At 71.9% G+C, this 16,538-nt stretch carries 14 protein-coding genes; 8 read left to right on the top strand and 6 right to left on the bottom strand.

Annotated features, from left to right (window positions below; all coding sequences use genetic code 11):
* Positions 1-5: 5 nt before the first annotated feature.
* The 3 genes from ACZ42A_RS12225 to ACZ42A_RS12215 all read right to left on the bottom strand — a co-directional run bounded on the left by ACZ42A_RS12225 (position 6) and on the right by ACZ42A_RS12215 (position 2,378).
* Entirely contained in the window at positions 6-998 is a 993-nt protein-coding gene (locus ACZ42A_RS12225; protein WP_468527095.1) for an aldo/keto reductase, read from the bottom strand.
* A 45-nt stretch (positions 999-1,043) separates the two neighbouring features.
* A complete protein-coding gene (locus ACZ42A_RS12220; protein ID WP_468527094.1) occupies positions 1,044-1,631 on the bottom strand; it encodes a Uma2 family endonuclease in 588 nt (195 codons plus the stop codon).
* A 72-nt stretch (positions 1,632-1,703) separates the two neighbouring features.
* On the bottom strand, positions 1,704-2,378 hold the full coding sequence (locus ACZ42A_RS12215) for a GDSL-type esterase/lipase family protein (protein WP_468527093.1): 675 nt from the start codon (positions 2,376-2,378) through the stop codon (positions 1,704-1,706).
* An 87-nt stretch (positions 2,379-2,465) separates the two neighbouring features.
* On the opposite strand from ACZ42A_RS12215, the gene ACZ42A_RS12210 reads away from it, so the two are divergent.
* Positions 2,466-3,449, top strand: coding sequence for a WD40 repeat domain-containing protein (locus ACZ42A_RS12210; RefSeq protein ID WP_468527092.1), 984 nt, complete (start codon positions 2,466-2,468; stop codon positions 3,447-3,449).
* 49 nt (positions 3,450-3,498) lie between these two features.
* On the opposite strand, the gene ACZ42A_RS12205 is transcribed toward ACZ42A_RS12210, so the two are convergent.
* Together ACZ42A_RS12205 and ACZ42A_RS12200 are read right to left on the bottom strand one after the other, a co-directional pair.
* The gene (locus ACZ42A_RS12205; protein WP_468527091.1) at positions 3,499-4,248 is read right to left on the bottom strand and encodes a sporulation protein; all 750 of its coding nucleotides are present in this window, start codon (positions 4,246-4,248) and stop codon (positions 3,499-3,501) included.
* Between the two features lie 57 nt (positions 4,249-4,305).
* A complete protein-coding gene (locus ACZ42A_RS12200) occupies positions 4,306-5,088 on the bottom strand; it encodes a TetR/AcrR family transcriptional regulator (protein WP_468527090.1) in 783 nt (260 codons plus the stop codon).
* A 115-nt stretch (positions 5,089-5,203) separates the two neighbouring features.
* Here ACZ42A_RS12200 and ACZ42A_RS12195 point away from each other — a divergent pair, with 115 nt between their 5' ends.
* A complete protein-coding gene (locus tag ACZ42A_RS12195) occupies positions 5,204-6,166 on the top strand; it encodes an ATP-binding cassette domain-containing protein (protein WP_468527089.1) in 963 nt (320 codons plus the stop codon).
* A complete protein-coding gene (locus ACZ42A_RS12190) occupies positions 6,163-6,984 on the top strand; it encodes an ABC transporter permease (RefSeq protein WP_468527088.1) in 822 nt (273 codons plus the stop codon). The genes ACZ42A_RS12195 and ACZ42A_RS12190 overlap by 4 nt, the downstream gene beginning before the upstream one ends.
* A gap of 75 nt (positions 6,985-7,059) precedes the next feature.
* On the opposite strand, the gene serC is transcribed toward ACZ42A_RS12190, so the two are convergent.
* Positions 7,060-8,178: a phosphoserine transaminase gene (gene serC / locus ACZ42A_RS12185; RefSeq protein ID WP_468527087.1), complete on the bottom strand. Its 1,119-nt coding sequence runs from the start codon at positions 8,176-8,178 to the stop codon at positions 7,060-7,062.
* Positions 8,179-8,320: 142 nt separating this feature from the next.
* Here serC and ACZ42A_RS12180 point away from each other — a divergent pair, with 142 nt between their 5' ends.
* The 5 genes from ACZ42A_RS12180 (at position 8,321) to ACZ42A_RS12160 (ending at position 16,530) form a co-directional block, all read left to right on the top strand.
* Positions 8,321-11,218: an FAD-binding and (Fe-S)-binding domain-containing protein gene (locus ACZ42A_RS12180; RefSeq protein WP_468527086.1), complete on the top strand. Its 2,898-nt coding sequence runs from the start codon at positions 8,321-8,323 to the stop codon at positions 11,216-11,218.
* Between the two features lie 99 nt (positions 11,219-11,317).
* Entirely contained in the window at positions 11,318-12,259 is a 942-nt protein-coding gene (locus tag ACZ42A_RS12175; RefSeq protein WP_468527085.1) for an EamA family transporter, read from the top strand.
* A 202-nt stretch (positions 12,260-12,461) separates the two neighbouring features.
* On the top strand, positions 12,462-13,262 hold the full coding sequence (locus ACZ42A_RS12170) for a TIGR03084 family metal-binding protein (RefSeq protein WP_468527084.1): 801 nt from the start codon (positions 12,462-12,464) through the stop codon (positions 13,260-13,262).
* Positions 13,259-14,935, top strand: coding sequence for an acyclic terpene utilization AtuA family protein (locus ACZ42A_RS12165; protein ID WP_468527083.1), 1,677 nt, complete (start codon positions 13,259-13,261; stop codon positions 14,933-14,935). The genes ACZ42A_RS12170 and ACZ42A_RS12165 overlap by 4 nt, the downstream gene beginning before the upstream one ends.
* Positions 14,932-16,530 (top strand): acyl-CoA carboxylase subunit beta, encoded by a 1,599-nt coding sequence (locus tag ACZ42A_RS12160; protein WP_468527082.1) that lies wholly within the window; start codon positions 14,932-14,934, stop codon positions 16,528-16,530. The genes ACZ42A_RS12165 and ACZ42A_RS12160 overlap by 4 nt, the downstream gene beginning before the upstream one ends.
* Positions 16,531-16,538 lie beyond the last annotated feature (8 nt).

The raw sequence follows: 16,538 nt of genomic DNA, 5'->3' as shown, positions 1-16,538 counted from the left end.
CCGTGTTACCAGGCGAAGGCCTCCGGGCTCGGGCCCGGGCCCGGGAAGATTTCTTCGAGGCCGGCCAGGAGCTCTGGGGACAGGTCCAGCTCGATCGCCCTCAGCGCCGACTCCAGCTGGTCGAGCGTGCGCGGGCCCACGATCGGGCCGGTCACGCCGGGGCGGGTGAGCAGCCAGGCCAGGGCGGCCTCGCCGGGCTCCAGGCCGTGCTTGTCGAGGAGATCCTCGTACGCCTGGATCCGCGCCCGCAGCGCCGGATCGGCGAGCGTGTCCGCGGCCCGCCCCGAGGCGCGGCGGCGGCCCTCGCCCTCCTTGCGGAGTACGCCGCCGAGCAGACCGCCGTGCAGCGGCGACCACGGGATGACGCCGAGGCCGTACTCGCGCGCGGCCGGGATGACCTCCATCTCGGCGCGCCGTTCGAAGAGGTTGTACAGGCACTGCTCGCTGACCAGGCCGAGCGAGCCGCGCCGGGCGGCGATCTCGTTGGCCTGGGCGATCTTGTAGCCGGGGAAGTTGCTGGAACCGACGTAGAGGATCTTCCCCTGCTGCACCAGGACGTCCATGGCCTGCCAGATCTCGTCGAACGGGGTGGCCCGGTCGATGTGGTGGAACTGGTAGACGTCGATGTAGTCGGTGCCCAGCCGCTGGAGGCTGGCGTCCACCGCGCGGCGGATGTTCAGCGCGGAGAGCCGGTCGTGGTTGGGCCAGGCGTGGGCGGCGTCGGGGCCCATGTTGCCGTACACCTTGGTGGCCAGGACCACCTTGTCGCGCCGGCCGCCGCCCTTGGCGAACCAGCTGCCGATGATCCGCTCGGTGCGGCCCTTGTTCTCCCCCCAGCCATACACGTTCGCGGTGTCGAAGAAGTTGATGCCCGCGTCCAGCGCGGCATCCATGATCGTGTGGCTTTCGGCCTCTTCGGTCTGCGGGCCGAAGTTCATGGTGCCGAGGACGAGTCGGCTGACCTTGAGTCCGGTGCGTCCGAGCTGCGTGTACTTCATGCCGACCTAGCCAACGGCTTGGAGTGCGCTCGAAGCAAGGGTGGGTCAGTCGCGGGGGAATTCGTCGGTCTTGAGGGTGAGGCCGACGACGGTGCGGGTGAGGTCGACGTCCTTGCCGAAGGGGACGATCATCTCGAGCTCGTAGCAACCGTCCTTGGGGTCGGTGTAGACGTGGCAGCGGCCCTGGTAGGGATCGGCGATCAGGTAGACGGGGACCTCGGCAGTGGCATAGGCGGTCTTTTTGGGGCCGTAGTCGTTCGGGCCGGTGCTCTTCGAGATGACCTCGGCGACGAAGATGACGTCCTCACAGCGCCACCGGCCGCTATCCGTCTTGGTGGCATCCTCGGCCATCACGGTCACGTCGGTCGCGAAGCCGTTGAGATGCCCCGGATAGTCGATCCGCACATCTGACTTGAGGCGCTTGAGCGCGTACTTGGTGCGTAGCTGTTCGATGATGCCCAGGATGATCTCCCAGTGGGTGTCCCGCTGCGGCGACATGTAGACGGTCCCCTCGACGATCTCGACCTTGTATCCCTCGGGGACGGGCATCTTCTCGAGTCGCTCGAACATTTCGTCCAGCGTGCTCGTGTTGTCGCTCTCGGCCATCGCGATCCTGTCTTCAAGGACGGTCATCGTGGCGCTCCTCCCCGACCGCACCTCGAACGGGTGCAGCCGCGCAGTACAACGATACGAACGCCCGACCGGTTACGCGCTGTATTCCCCGCCGACCCCCCACCCCTGCCACATCGCCTCCGCGAACGCGCCCGCGATCTTGTGCTCGCCGCTCGCGTTGGGATGCGTGCCGTCGTAGGTGTCGCGGTGGATGTCCCACGCGGCCGGGGGCGAGGCGAGGAGCAAGGGAGAGCGGGCATCGTCCAGATCGGCCACCGCCTTAGCCAGCAGCTCGTTGAAGCGGGTGACCTGCTCGGCGAACGGGGGGTCCTGCTGGGCGCGGACGTTGGGAATCACCGGCAGCACCACCATCCGCACCCGCGGCTTGGCATCGCGGGCAGCAGCGACGAACGCGTGGACGTTCTCCGCCGTCTGCTCGGCGTTCGTATAGAAGCCCAGGTCTATGAGGCCGAGGGAGACCAGCAGCACGTCGGCCCTCGTCTCGCGCACCGCGTCCCCGATCAGCGGTGCCATGTGCAGCCAGCCCTCGCCCCAGCCGGCCAGGTGGGCGCGGGGGAAGTCCGGGTCGGCGTAGGCGTACGACGTGGGGGCGTCGGCCGACTTGTCGTACAGCGTCTCGCGCGGGCCGACCAGCGTGAACGGGCCCCCGTACGTCGCGCACAGGTGCTGCCACATGCGGTGACGCCAGGTGTGTTCGCCCGCGCTGCCGATGGTCATGGAGTCGCCTACGGGCATGAACCTGAGCATCCGCTCATCATGAACGATCGGCGGGACGGGCGCAGCTCGGGGCGGGGTGTGAGGCCTGCCACGCCCCGGCCATGCCAGTCTTGGGGCATGCGCCGAACGTTCGTGCTCCTCGCCGCGGCCCTCCTCACGGGCGCGCTCGCCCATCCGCCCGCCTCCGCAGCCGACGGCGACGAGGGGTTCACCATCAAGGACCCGCGCATCACCGAGTCCAGCGGCCTGGCCGCCTCCCGGCAGCACCCGGGCGTCTACTGGACCCACAACGACAGCGACGACGGCGCCTATATCTACGCCGTCGACAGCCGGACCGGTGAGACGGTCGCGACGCTCACGCTCACCGGTGTCGGCACCCCGCGTGACGTCGAGGCCATCTCCATCGGGCCCGGCAACCAGATCTACGTCGGCGACATCGGCGACAACCTCGGCGGCGGCTGGCAGCACGTCTGGATCTACCGGCTGCCCGAGCCGAAGACGCTGCGGGACGCGACCGTGCGGGCGACGCAGTACGTCGTGACGTACGCGGACGGCGCCCGGGACGCCGAGTCGCTGGTCGTGCACCCCCGGACGGGGCGCGTCTACATCGTCGACAAGAACGAGCGGGGCAGCCATCTGTACGCGGGGCCGGCCGAGCTGTCCGCCTCGGGCGGCAACGTGTTCACGCGCGTCGCCGCCGTCCCCGACCTGGAGGCCACCGACGCCGCCCTGTCCCCGGACGGCGAACAGCTCGTCGTCCGCAGCTACTTCGGGGCGGTCGCGTACGACTGGAACGGCGGGAAGATCGAGAAGACGGGGCGGCTGAGCGTGCCGTTCCTGGGGCAGGGGGAGTCCGTCACGTACACCGCCGACGGGTCGAAGCTGATGTACGGCGCCGAGGGCTCGGAGAGTTCCGTGGAGCCCGGGGACGTGCCCGGGGGCAAGGGTCCCGCGGGCTCCAAGTCGCCTGCGGAGGAGGGCGGTTCCGCGCCGTCCGACGACGGCGGCGGCGACGGTGTCAGCGCCGGGAAGGGCGTGCTCGCCGTCGCCGTGGCCGCTGTCGCCCTGCTGGGGCTCAGCCGGTTGCGGCGCAAGAAGTGAGCCAACAGGTCGCTCAGGCCCAACAGGTCGCTCAGGCCCAGCGGGTCGCTCAGGCCCAGTAGGAGCGGATGTGCTCCTCGATCGCCTGCTTCCAGGCCGCCCGGTCCGGCTCGTCGGCCGGCAGCGTTACCGGCGGGTAGCCGCCGGGGTGGACGTCGATCGCGTCGGGGCGGGTGATGAGCACCGTCTCCAGCTCCTGGACGCCCCGGTTCCAGGACGCGGGGAAGTGGAAGTCGAGCTCCTGCCAGAAGGGGGCGGTGCGGCGGTCCTTCATCCGGTCCGGCCAGGGCTGCTGGCCGAGCTTGACCTCGGACTCGTGGAAGCGGAAGCCCAGGTCCTCGTAGACCTGGAAGACGAGGTCCTGGTGGGGCAGCGGGTGCACCTCGATCTCGTCGAAGTCGCCGCGGTCCACCGCGCTCTCGACGGCGAGTTCGGTGCGGACCGCGACCCGGCTGCCGGTCAGCCGGACGCCCCGCGCGTGCGTGAGGGGCATCTCCCAGGGCATGTCCAGCGCCACATGGCGGACGACGGTGCCGCCGGCGGGCAGCTTGAAGGGGTCGCTGGTCGCGGTGGAGACGACGTACGGGTTGTTCCAGCCGGTGGAGCCGTCCGGCTCCAGGTCCTCCGCGCGGACGACGAGTTCGAGCCGCAGCCGCTCCACGTCCAGGTCCGCGCCGCCGCCGCGCACGGTGACCTCGCACTGGAGCGGAGTGCCGGGCCGGATCCGGGCGGTGGTGACGAGGGTGTCGACGGACGGGGCGGCGGCGCCGAGCGTGCGCAGGAACGTGCGAAGAGCCATGTGGTGGGTTCCCCTCCCTGAGCCGGCGGTTCACCGTGAAGCGCCGACGCCGGGAGCCTACGTGTCCGCCGATCGCTCCCGCGCCCGTTGTGACACGAACACGTCCAGTCCGTCGAGGATCCGTTGCAGTCCGAACTCGAAGTGGTCGAAGTCGGAGCTCCAGGTGTCCTCGGAGAGGGACGCGAGGATCGGGTAGCGGCCGGAGGCCATGACCTTCTCCAGGACCGGGGCCTGCGCCTCGTAGAACTCGGCGGTGGTCAGGCCGGACCGGCGCTCGGCCTCCTCCTGGTACACCTGGGTGCGCGCGGCGCCGACGACGTACGAGTCGATCACGAGGATCGCCGAGATCAGCTCCGGGTCGCTCAGCCCCATCGGCCGGATGCGTTCCAGGACCCGCTCCATGCCGTCGAGGGCGCTCGGGCCGAGGATCGGCCGGGACTGGTTGACCTGGAGCAGCCAGGGGTGGCGCCGGTAGAGGGCGAGGGTGGCGCGGGCCATGGCCTCCAGGGCGGAGCGCCAGCCGCCGTCGCCGAGGCTTTCGGGGTCGTCGCCGGGGCGCTGGACGCGGTCCAGCATCAGGTCCAGCAGCTCGGCCTTGCCGGGGACGTAGCGGTAGAGCGACATGGCGCCGGTGCCCAGTTCGGCGCCGACGCGGCGCATGGAGACCGCCTCAAGACCCTCGGCGTCCGCGACCCGGACGGCGGCTTCCACGATCTGGTCGAGCGTGAGGGCCGGCTTCGGGCCCCGGCTGGGGCGTCGCCCGGTGTCCCACAGCAGTTCCAGGGTGCGGACGATGTCGCCGCTGCCGCTGGTGTCCGTCACGCCCTTGCCGCTCGTCATGACCTCAGCTTATGTCCCCCGGAGAAAAACTGCTTACGTCGTACGCGCAATCGGGTACGGTGTAAGCAGTTAGGCGCCAAGGGGCCCCAGGGCCCAGGGGGAGGACGTGGGGAACATGGACGGTTTCGCGGTACACGCCGAGGGCCTGGAGAAGCGGTACGGCGAGAAACGCGCCCTCGACGGCTTCGACCTGGCCGTCCGCGAGGGCACGGTGCACGGCCTGCTCGGCCCGAACGGCGCCGGGAAGACCACCGCCGTACGCATCCTGTCCACGCTGATCCGCCTCGACGGCGGGCGGGCGACGGTGGCCGGCCTCGACGTGGCCCGGCAGGCGCGCGAGGTGCGCGCCAGGATCGGCCTCACCGGCCAGTACGCGGCGGTGGACGAGGTGCTCACCGGCCGCCAGAACCTGGAGATGTTCGGCCGCCTGTTCCATCTGGGCGGCAAGCGGGCCAAGTTGCGGGCTGCCGAGCTGCTGGAACAGTTCGACCTGACCGACGCGGCCGACAAGGGCGTGGGCGGCTACAGCGGCGGTATGCGCCGCCGCCTCGACCTCGCGGCGTCGATGATCCTCGCCCCGTCCGTCCTGTTCCTGGACGAACCGACGACGGGACTGGACCCGAGGAGCCGGGGCGAGGTCTGGGAGTCGGTCCGGGCGCTGGTGGCGAGCGGCACCACGGTCCTGCTGACCACCCAGTATCTGGAGGAGGCCGACAAGCTGGCCTCCCGCATCACGGTCATCGACCAGGGCCGCGCCATCGCCGACGACACCCCCGACGGCCTGAAGGACCGGGTCGGCGGCGACCGGATCGAGGTCGTGGCCGCCGACCGGGCGGACATCCCGCGCGTGGTGAAGGCCATCGCGCGCGTCTCGGACGGCGAACCGGAGGCCGACGAGACCGAGCTGCGCGTGCACGCGTCGGTCGCCGACCGGGTCGCGGCCCTCACGGACGTCGCCCGCACCCTCCAGGACGAGGGCGTGAAGGTCGAGGACATCGGGCTGCGCAGGCCCAGCCTCGACGACGTGTTCCTGCGCCTGACCGGACACCGCACGACGAAGGAGGAGACGGCGGCATGAGCGCGCTGAACCTCACCGAGGGCCCCACGCGGAGCCGCACGTACTGGCTCCTCTCCGACTGCTGGAACATCGTCCGCCGCGGCCTGACCCACTACCAGCGCCAGCCGGTGAACATAGCCTGGCAGCTGGGCTTCCCGATCCTGTCGGTGCTGCTGTACGGCTATGTCTTCGGCAGCGCGATGCGGGTGCCCGGCGGCGGGGACTACAAGGACTTCCTGATGCCGGGCATGTTCGTCATGACGATGGCGTTCGGCTTCATCAACACCGCGACGGTGGTGGTCTACGACTCGACGAAGGGCGTCATCGACCGGTTCCGCTCGATGCCGATGGCGTCCTCGGCGGTGGTGGCGGGCCGGGGCGTCACCGACCTCCTGGTGGCCTGCGCGGAACTGGCCATCATGATGCTGACCGCCCTCGCCATGGGCTGGCGCCCGGACGGCGGCTGGGGCTTCCTCGCCGCGTTCGGTCTGCTGCTGTGGCTGCGCTTCGCGCTGATCTGGATCGGCGTCTGGCTGGGCCTGATCGTCCCCAACCCGGAGGCGGCGGGCGGCCTCTTCGCGGTCGCCTTCCCCCTGACGATGATCTCCAGCATCTTCGTCGCCCCGCAGCTGATGCCCGACTGGCTCGGCTGGCTGGCGGCCTGGAATCCCATCTCCTCCACCGCCGCCGCCACCCGCGACCTGTTCGGCACCCCGGCCGGCAACGGCGACTCCTGGGTCGAACAGCACGCGTTGCTGATGTCCGGGGTGTGGCCGGTGATTCTCACGGCGATCTTCCTGCCGCTGGCGGTGCGGAGGTTCCAGAAGTTGAGCCGCTGACGGCTCAACGAGGAGGGGCACCCGGGAAGTTCCGGGTGCCCCTCGTCGTCGTACTCGATCGTCTTGCCCGGAAGGTCAGAGCTTCTCGATGACGTAGTCGATGCACTTCGTCAGCGCCTCGATGTCCGACGGCTCGATCGCCGGGAACATCGCGACGCGCAGCTGGTTGCGGCCGAGCTTGCGGTACGGCTCGGTGTCGACGATGCCGTTGGCGCGCAGGACCTTGGCGACCGCCGCGGCGTCGACCTCGTCGGTGAAGTCGATCGTGCCGATGACCTGCGAGCGCTTGGCCGGGTCGGCGACGAACGGGTTGGCGAACTTGACGTCCTCGGCCCAGCCGTAGAGCGTCCGCGCGGAGGTCGCCGTGCGGCGCACCGCCCAGTCGAGCCCGCCCTGCCCGTTGATCCACTCCAGCTGCTGGTTCAGCAGGAAGAGGGTGGCGAGCGCCGGGGTGTTGTACGTCTGGTTCTTGCGGGAGTTGTCGATCGCCGTCGGCAGCGAGAAGAACTCCGGGATGTGGCGGCCGGAGGCGTGGATGCGCTCGGCGCGCTCGATCGCCGCCGGGGAGAACACGCCGATCCACAGGCCGCCGTCGGAGGCGAAGGACTTCTGCGGGGCGAAGTAGTAGACGTCGGTCTCGGCGATGTCGACCGGCAGACCGCCCGCGCCGGAGGTGGCGTCGACCAGGACCAGCGCACCCTCGTCGGCACCGGCCACGCGCTTGATGGGCATGGCGACACCGGTCGAGGTCTCGTTGTGGGTGAAGGCGTAGACGTCCACGCCCGCCTCGGCGACCGGCTCCGGGTGGGTGCCGGGGTCGGCGGAGATGACGTCCGGCTCGGCCAGCCACGGGGCGAGCTTGGCGGCCTTGGCGAACTTGGAGGAGAACTCGCCGAAGCTGAGGTGCTGCGACTTGTTCTCGATCAGACCGTGGGTCGCGATGTCCCAGAACGCGGTGGAGCCGCCGTTGCCGAGGATCACCTCGTAGCCGTCGGGCAGCTGGAACAGCTCGCGGATGCCCTCGCGCACCTGGCCGACCAGGTTCTTGACCGGGGCCTGGCGGTGGGAGGTGCCGAGCAGCGACGTACCGGTGGCGGCCAGGGCGTCCAGCGCCTCCACCCGCACCTTGGAGGGACCCGCGCCGAATCGACCGTCCGCGGGCTTGATGTCAGCAGGAATCTGGATCTCAGCCACGAGGCGGAGGGTATCCCTTCACAGAAACGGGACGGAAACGTGTCCGTTCGATGAGACGAGATCTCCACCTCATGGACCTGTGGGGACCTACAGCGCGGGCGGCCGGACGGTCACTGTCAGTGGTCGGATGCATCCTGGACGCATGACGGATCTCGAAGCCGAACTGCGTGCGGCCGTCAGGGGTGAGGTGGGGTTCGACGTCACCTCGCGGGCGCTCACGACCATGGACGCCTCCAACTACCGGCGGGTCCCGCTGGGAGTGGTCGCGCCCCGGGACGCCGACGACGTCGCCGCGGTGCTGGAGGTGTGCCGCGCGCGCGGGGTGCCGGTCGTGGCGAGAGGCGGGGGGACCTCGATCGCGGGGCAGGCGACCGGGAGGGGAGTGGTGCTGGACTTCACGCGGCACATGAACCGGCTCCTGTCGCTGGACCCCGAGGCGCGCACGGCCGTCGTCCAGCCGGGCCTGGTGCTGGACCGGCTTCAGGAGGCCGCCGCGCCGCACGGACTGCGCTTCGGGCCCGACCCGTCCACACACAGCCGGTGCACGCTCGGCGGGATGATCGGCAACAACTCCTGCGGCTCGCACTCGGTGGCGTGGGGGACGACCGCGGACAGCGTGCGGGAGCTGTCGGTGGTCACCGCGCGGGGGCGGCGGTTGCGGCTGGGGCAGGGCTGGGCGGGCGCTCCGGAGGGGCTGCGGGCGCTGGTGGAGGGGGAGTTGGCGCGCCTGCGGACCGGCTTTCCGGAGCTGCCGCGCCGCATCTCGGGCTACGCCCTGGACGCGCTGCTGCCGGAGAAGGGCGCCGACGTCGCCCGCTCCTTCTGCGGCTCGGAGGGCACTCTGGCCGTGCTGACGGAGGCGGTCGTCGGGCTGGTGGAGGCCCCGCGCGCGAGGGCGCTGGCCGTGCTGGGGTACGCCGACGAGAGCGCGGCGGCGGAGGCGGCGGCGGGCCTGCTGCCGCACCGGCCGCTGACGGTCGAGGGCATGGCCGCCGACCTGGTGCCGTCGCCGGCGGCGCTGCCGAGGGGCGGGGCCTGGCTGTTCGTGGAGACCGGCGGGGAGTCGGCGGCGGAGGCACGCGCGCGTGCGGAGGCGATCGTGCGGGCCGCGGACGTCGTGGACGCGCTGGTGGTGACGGACGCGGCGGACCAGCGGGCGTTGTGGCGGATCCGGGAGGACGCGAGCGGTACGGCGACGAGGATGCCGGACGGCAGTGAAGCATGGCCGGGGTGGGAGGACTGCGCGGTGCCGCCGGCCCGGCTGGGCGCGTATCTGCGGGACTTCCGGGGCTTGCTGGCGGCGCATGGTCTGCGCGGCACGCCGTACGGGCACTTCGGGGACGGCTGTATCCACGTCCGGATCGACTTCGACCTGCTGACCGAGGCGGGCGTGGCCCGCTTCCGGCGGTTCTCCGAGGAGCTGGCCGACCTGGTGGTGGCGCACGGCGGCTCGCTGTCCGGGGAGCACGGGGACGGTCAGGCGCGGGCGGAGCTGCTGCCGAGGATGTACGGGGCGGGGATGGTGACGCTGTTCGAGCGCGCGAAGGCGATCTGGGACCCGGACGACCTCCTCAACCCGGGCATGCTGGTGCGGCCCCACCGCCTGGACGACAACCTCCGTTTCGCCCCGCTGCCGCGCCGGCCGGTCGACGTGGCCTTCGGCTACCCGGCCGACGGCGGCGACTTCTCGGCGGCGGTCCGGCGGTGTGTGGGCGTGGCGAAATGCCGTACGGCGACGGCGGGCGGCCCGTCCGTGATGTGCCCGTCGTTCCGCGTGACCGGCGAGGAGGAGCACTCCACGCGCGGGCGTGCCCGGCTGCTGCACGAGATGCTGGCGGGCGAGGTGGTCACCGACGGCTGGCGCTCGGCCGAGGTCCGGGACGCGCTCGACCTGTGCCTGTCCTGCAAGGGCTGCCGCTCGGACTGCCCGGTCGGCGTCGACATGGCCACGTACAAGGCGGAGTTCCTGCACCACCACTACGCCGGGCGCCGCCGCCCCGCCGCGCACCACAGCATGGGGCGGCTGCCGGAGTGGCTGCGGTGGGTGTCCCGGCTGCGGGCCGCGCCGGTGGTGAACGCGCTGGCGGCCGTGGGGCCGCTGGCCGGGCTGGGGAAACGGCTCGGCGGGATCGCGGGGGAGCGGGAGATCCCGAGGCTGGCGACGGAGACGTTCAGCCGGTGGTGGCGGCGTAGGGGAGGCGCGCGCGTGGGGGCAGGGGGCGCGCGGGTGGTGCTGTGGCCGGACACGTTCACGGAACACCTCTCGCCCTCGGTGGGCCGGTCGGCGGTGCGGGTGATGGAGGCGGCGGGCCTGGAGGTGACCCTGCCGCCGTCGCCGGCCCGCGTCTGCTGCGGGCTGACGTACGTCTCGACGGGCCAGCTGGACCGCGCCCGTACGGTGATGCGCCGCACGCTGGACGTGATGGCACCGGTGCTGGAGACCGGCACGCCGGTGGTGGTCCTGGAACCGAGCTGCGCGGCGGCGCTCCGCACCGACCTGCCCGAGTTGCTGTCCGACGACCCGCGCGCGGCCCGCCTGGCCTCCCGCGTGCTCACCTTCGCCGAGTCCCTGGCCCGCCTCGCCCCCGACTGGATCCCGCCCCGCCTCGACCGCCCGGTCGTCGGCCAGACCCACTGCCACCAGCACGCGGTCCTCGGCGACGGCCCCGACCGCCGCCTGCGCGCCGCCGCGGGCCTCACCGGCGAGCTGACCGGCGGCTGCTGCGGCCTCGCGGGCAACTTCGGCTTCGAGGCCGGCCACTACGAGGTCTCGGCGGCCTGCGCGGAGGAACAACTGCTGCCGGCGGTGCGGGAGGCACCCGAAGGTGCGGTGGTCCTGGCGGACGGCTTCTCGTGCCGGACGCAGCTGGAGCAGTTGGGCGGGGTGCGGGGGAGGCATGTGGCGGAGGTGCTGGCGGAGGGGTTGGGGGAGCGGCCGGGGGGCGGGTCCGGGGCAGGTACGGGGGAGGGCCCGGAAGAGCGGCCGGGGGAAGGGTCCGGTAAAGGCCCGGGGGAGGGTCCGGGAGAGGAGACGAAGTAAGTGGCATAACGGCTTCACACACCTGATGCAGTCCACTACCCTGGACTCGGCAGTACACCGAGATGAACGACGCTTTCAAGCCGAGCCCCTGGACCGCCCGTGACTTCCCCCGAGACCGCCACGACCTCTCCCGTCGCCGCCCCTTCCGGTGCCTCCTCCGGTGCCCCGCGCCGCTTCGGCTCGCTCGGGCCCGTGGGGCTGGTCTTCGCGGGCGGCATCTCGGTGCAGTTCGGCGGGGCGCTCGCCGTGATGCTGATGCCGAGGGCCGGTGCGCTCGGTGTGGTGGCGCTGCGGCTGGCGGTGGCGGCCGTGGTGCTGCTGCTGGTCTGCCGGCCCCGGCTGCGCGGCCACTCCCGTGCCGACTGGGGGACGGTCGTCGTCTTCGGCCTCACCATGGCCGGCATGAACGGCCTCTTCTACCAGGCCGTCGACCGCATCCCGCTGGGCCCGGCGGTCACTCTGGAGGTGCTGGGGCCGCTGGCGTTGTCGGTCCTGGCATCCCGTCGCGCCGTGAATCTGATCTGGGCGGGCCTGGCGCTCGCGGGCGTTTTCCTGCTGGGTGGTGGCGGATTCGGCGATCTGGACATGGTCGGCGCGGCGTTCGCGCTGGGCGCGGGTGCGATGTGGGCGGCGTACATCGTCTTCAGCGCCCGCACGGGCCGCCGCTTCCCGCAGGCGGACGGCCTGGCACTGGCCATGGCGGTGGGCGCGGTGCTGTTCCTCCCGCTGGGCGTGGCCGAATCGGGCGGCAAGCTGCTGGACCCGGTCACGATCGGCCTGGGCGCGGCGGTGGCGTTGCTCTCCTCGGTCCTCCCCTACACCCTCGAACTCCTCGCCCTGCGCCGCCTGCCCGCCTCCACCTTCGCGGTCCTGATGAGCCTGGAGCCCGCCCTCGCCGCGACGGCCGGCTTCCTCATCCTGGACCAGTCCCTCACCGCCACCCAGGCCCTCGCGATCGCCCTGGTCATCGCGGCGAGCATGGGAGCGGTGCGGACGCAGGTGGGACGGGGGAAGCCGGTGCCGGCCGAGGGGGCTTCCTGACGGCGTACGGGCGTGGTGGGGTCCGACAGTGACCCGGCGTCGGGAGTACGTCCCGGACGAGGGAGACCGTGGCAGCCGGAGCTCCGCTCGCCTGCGCTGACGTACCTGCCGAACCTCCCGCACACGCCGACGCCGGAATGGCGGGGAACAAATTCATGCAAGCATGCTTGATTGTTTATGGGGGCGCTGCCATGCTCCCCCCATGGCCGAGCCGACGCCCCTGCCCGTGTTCGATGACCTCCGTGCCGAAAGCGACGAACTCGACGCGCTCGTAGCCGAGTTGGAGACGGAGCGCTGGGCGCTCCAGACTCCCGCGCCCGGCTGGACCGTCGCCCATCAGATCGCCCACCTCGCCTGGACCGACCGCTCGGCGCTGCTCGCGGTGACCGATGAGGACGGGTTCCGGGTGATGATCGAGAAGGCCCTCGCGGCGCCGGACTCCTTCGTGGACGAGGGGGCCGAGGAGGGGGCGCGTATCGCTCCCGCCGAGTTGCTGGAGCGGTGGCGCGAGGGGCGTACCGCTCTAGATCGCGCCCTCCGTGCCGCCCCGGCCGGCGCCCGTTTCCCCTGGTACGGCCCGCCGATGTCCGCCGCCTCCATGGCCACCGCACGCCTGATGGAGACCTGGGCGCACGGACTGGACGTCGCGGACGCCCTCGGCGTCACCCGCGTCCCCACCGACCGCCTCCGCCACATCGCCCGACTCGGCTACCGCACCCGGGACTTCGCGTACACCGTGCACGGCATCCAGGCCCCGGCCGAGCCCTTCCGCGTCGAGCTGACCGGCCCCTCCGGCGAACTCTGGGTCAACGGTCCCGAAGACGCCCCCCAGCGCGTCACCGGCCCCGCCCTCGACTTCTGCCTCCTCGTCACCCAGCGGGCCAACCGCACCGACCTCGCCCTCCGCGCCGAAGGCCCCGACGCCGACCGCTGGCTGGACATCGCGCAGGCCTTCGCGGGCCCGCCCGGTGCCGGACGGCCGGCGAAGGGGGACGCGCGGTGAGCGTGCTGCGTATCGGCAACGCCTCCGGCTTCTACGGCGACCGATTCGACGCCTTCCGCGAGATGCTGACCGGCGGCGACCTGGACGTCCTCACCGGCGACTACCTCGCCGAGCTGACCATGCTGATCCTCGCCCGGGACCGGCTGAAGAACCCGGAGGCGGGGTACGCCCGCACCTTCCTCCGGCAGTTGGAGGACACCCTCGGCCTCGCCCACGAGCGCGGCGTGCGGATCGTCACCAACGCGGGCGGGCTCAACCCCGCCGGGCTCGCCGAAGACATACGCGAGGTGGCGGACCGGCTCCGCATTCCCGTCCGCGTCGCGCACGTCGAGGGCGACGACCTCACCGCCGCCCACCCCGGCAGCCTCGCCGCCCACGCCTACCTCGGCGGCTTCGGCATCGCCGCCGCCCTGCGCGAGGGTGCCGACATCGTGGTCACCGGGCGGGTGACGGACGCCGCCCTGGTGACCGGGCCCGCCGCCGCGCACTTCGGCTGGGCGCCCACGGACCACGACCGGCTCGCGGGTGCCGTCGTCGCCGGGCATGTGCTGGAGTGCGGGACGCAGGCGACCGGCGGCAACTACGCCTTCTTCCGGGACGGTGACGTCAGCCGGCCCGGCTTCCCGCTCGCGGAGATCCACGCCGATGGGTCCTCGGTCATCACCAAGCATCCCGGCACCGGCGGGTTCGTCGACGTCGGCACGGTCACCGCCCAACTCCTCTACGAGACCGGCGGCGCCCGGTACGCCGGACCCGATGTCACCGCCCGGCTGGACACCGTACGGCTCAGCCAGGAGGCCCCCGACCGGGTGCGGATCGAGGGTGTGAGAGGCGAGGCCCCACCGCCCACTCTCAAGGTCGGCGTCAACCGGCTCGGCGGCTTCCGCAACGAGGTCGCCTTCGTGCTGACCGGGCTGGACATCGAGGCCAAGGCCGAACTCGTGCGCCGGCAGATGGGCGACGTACTCGCCAAGTCGCCGCCCGCCGACGTCCGTTGGGAGCTGTCCCGCACCGACCGGTCCGACGCCGACACCGAGGAGACCGCAAGCGCCCTGCTCCGGCTGGTCGTCCGTGACTCCGACCAGGCCGTCGTCGGACGGCCGCTCACCGCCGCCGCCGTGGAACTCGCCCTCGCCAGCTACCCCGGCTTCCATGTGCTGGCCCCACCTGAAAAGGGCTCGCCGTATGGGGTGTTCGAGGATGTGTTCGTCCCCCATGGTGCCGTCGACCATATGGCCGTCCTCCATGATGGGCGCCGGATCGCCGTGGCCCCGCCCCATGACACCCATCCACTGCACCCTGTGCCGGAGCCGCCCCTCCCCGAGCCCCTGCCGCCCGGCCCCACCCGCCGCGCGCCCCTCGGGCTCGTCGCGGGCGCCCGCAGCGGGGACAAGGGCGGGAACGCCAACGTCGGGGTGTGGGGCCGCACGGACGAGGCGTGGCGGTGGCTCGTCCACACCCTCACCGTCGACCTCTTCCGGCAGCTCCTCCCCGAGACCGCCGAGCTGACCGTCGTACGCCACCCACTCCCCGCCCTGCGCGCCCTGAACTTCGTCGTCGAGGGGATCCTCGGCGCGGGCGTCGCCGCCCGGCACCGCTTCGACCCGCAGGCCAAGGCCCTCGGCGAATGGCTGCGCTCCCGCCACCTGGACATTCCGGAGACCCTGCTGTGACGGTCCTGACCTCCGCCCTGGACACCACCGGTCCCGACTACCGGGCCCACCGCGAGGCCATGCTCGCCAAGCTCGCCGCACTCGACGCCGAGCACGCCAAGGCCCTCGCGGGCGGCGGCGAGAAGTACGTCGAACGGCACCGGCGGCGCGGCAAGCTGCTCGCCCGGGAGCGGATCGAGCTGCTGCTCGACCCGGACACGCCGTTCCTGGAACTGTCGCCGCTCGCCGCGTGGGGGAGCGAGTACGCCGTCGGGGCGTCGCTCGTGACCGGCATCGGGGTCGTCGAAGGCGTCGAGTGCCTGATCACCGCCAACGACCCGACCGTGCGCGGCGGTGCCAGCAACCCCTGGTCCCTGAAGAAGGCCCTGCGCGCCAACGACATCGCGCTCGCCAACCGGCTGCCCTGCATCAGCCTGGTGGAGTCGGGAGGGGCCGATCTGCCGTCCCAGAAGGAGATCTTCATCCCCGGCGGGGCGATCTTCCGGGACATCACGCGGCTCTCCGCCGCCGGGATCCCGACCGTGGCGGTCGTCTTCGGGAACTCGACGGCCGGGGGCGCGTACATCCCCGGTATGTCCGACCACGTGATCATGGTCAAGGAGCGCGCGAAGGTGTTCCTCGGCGGGCCGCCGCTGGTGAAGATGGCCACCGGGGAGGAGAGCGACGACGAGTCCCTGGGCGGCGCCGAGATGCACGCGCGCGTGTCGGGCCTCGCCGACTACTTCGCCGTGGACGAGCGGGACGCCCTGCGGCAGGCCCGGCGGGTCGTCGCCCGGCTCAACCACCGCAAGGCGTATCCGGACCCGGGACCGGCGGAACCCCCGAAGTACGACCCGGACGAGCTGCTGGGCATCGTCCCCGGCGACCTCAAGATCCCCTTCGATCCGCGCGAGGTCATCGCCCGGATCGTCGACGGCTCGGACTTCGACGAGTTCAAGCCGCTGTACGGCACCAGCCTGGCCACCGGGTGGGCGCGGCTGCACGGCTACCCGGTCGGGATCCTCGCCAACGCCCAGGGCGTGCTGTTCAGCGAGGAGTCGCAGAAGGCCGCCCAGTTCATCCAGCTCGCCAACCAGCGCGACATCCCGCTGCTCTTCCTGCACAACACCACCGGGTACATGGTCGGCAGCCGGTACGAGCAGGGCGGCATCATCAAGCACGGCGCGATGATGATCAACGCGGTCGCCAACTCCCGCGTCCCCCACCTGTCCGTCCTCATGGGCGCCTCCTACGGCGCCGGGCACTACGGCATGTGCGGACGCGCCTACGACCCGCGCTTCCTGTTCGCCTGGCCCAGCGCCAAGTCCGCCGTCATGGGCCCGCAGCAGCTCGCGGGCGTCCTGTCGATCGTCGCCCGGCAGTCCGCCGCCGCCAAGGGGCAGCCGTACGACGAGGACGCCGACGCCGCCCTGCGCGCCATGGTGGAGCAGCAGATCGAGTCCGAGTCGCTGCCGATGTTCCTGTCCGGGCGGCTGTACGACGACGGCGTCATCGACCCGCGCGACACCCGCACCGTCCTCGGCCTGTGCCTGTCCGCCCTCCACACCGCGCCCTACGAGGGCGTGCGGGGCGGCTTCGGCGTCTTCCGGATGTGAGGAGACCC

The sequence above is a fragment of the Streptomyces sp. NPDC030838 genome (assembly GCF_055572035.1).
The sequence above is the reverse complement of the archived record's forward strand: the minus strand, read 5'-3'. Positions and strand labels throughout refer to the sequence as shown.

Bases quoted from the DNA above. Each gene is read 5' to 3' on its own strand.
- ACZ42A_RS12225 (WP_468527095.1), bottom strand. From the start codon at position 998: ATGAAGTACACGCAGCTCGGACGCACCGGACTCAAGGTCAGCCGACTC.
- ACZ42A_RS12220 (WP_468527094.1), bottom strand. From the start codon at position 1,631: ATGACCGTCCTTGAAGACAGGATCGCGATGGCCGAGAGCGACAACACG.
- ACZ42A_RS12215 (WP_468527093.1), bottom strand. From the start codon at position 2,378: ATGCTCAGGTTCATGCCCGTAGGCGACTCCATGACCATCGGCAGCGCG.
- ACZ42A_RS12210 (WP_468527092.1), top strand. From the start codon at position 2,466: ATGCGCCGAACGTTCGTGCTCCTCGCCGCGGCCCTCCTCACGGGCGCG.
- ACZ42A_RS12205 (WP_468527091.1), bottom strand. From the start codon at position 4,248: ATGGCTCTTCGCACGTTCCTGCGCACGCTCGGCGCCGCCGCCCCGTCC.
- ACZ42A_RS12200 (WP_468527090.1), bottom strand. From the start codon at position 5,088: ATGACGAGCGGCAAGGGCGTGACGGACACCAGCGGCAGCGGCGACATC.
- ACZ42A_RS12195 (WP_468527089.1), top strand. From the start codon at position 5,204: ATGGACGGTTTCGCGGTACACGCCGAGGGCCTGGAGAAGCGGTACGGC.
- ACZ42A_RS12190 (WP_468527088.1), top strand. From the start codon at position 6,163: ATGAGCGCGCTGAACCTCACCGAGGGCCCCACGCGGAGCCGCACGTAC.
- ACZ42A_RS12180 (WP_468527086.1), top strand. From the start codon at position 8,321: ATGACGGATCTCGAAGCCGAACTGCGTGCGGCCGTCAGGGGTGAGGTG.
- ACZ42A_RS12170 (WP_468527084.1), top strand. From the start codon at position 12,462: ATGGCCGAGCCGACGCCCCTGCCCGTGTTCGATGACCTCCGTGCCGAA.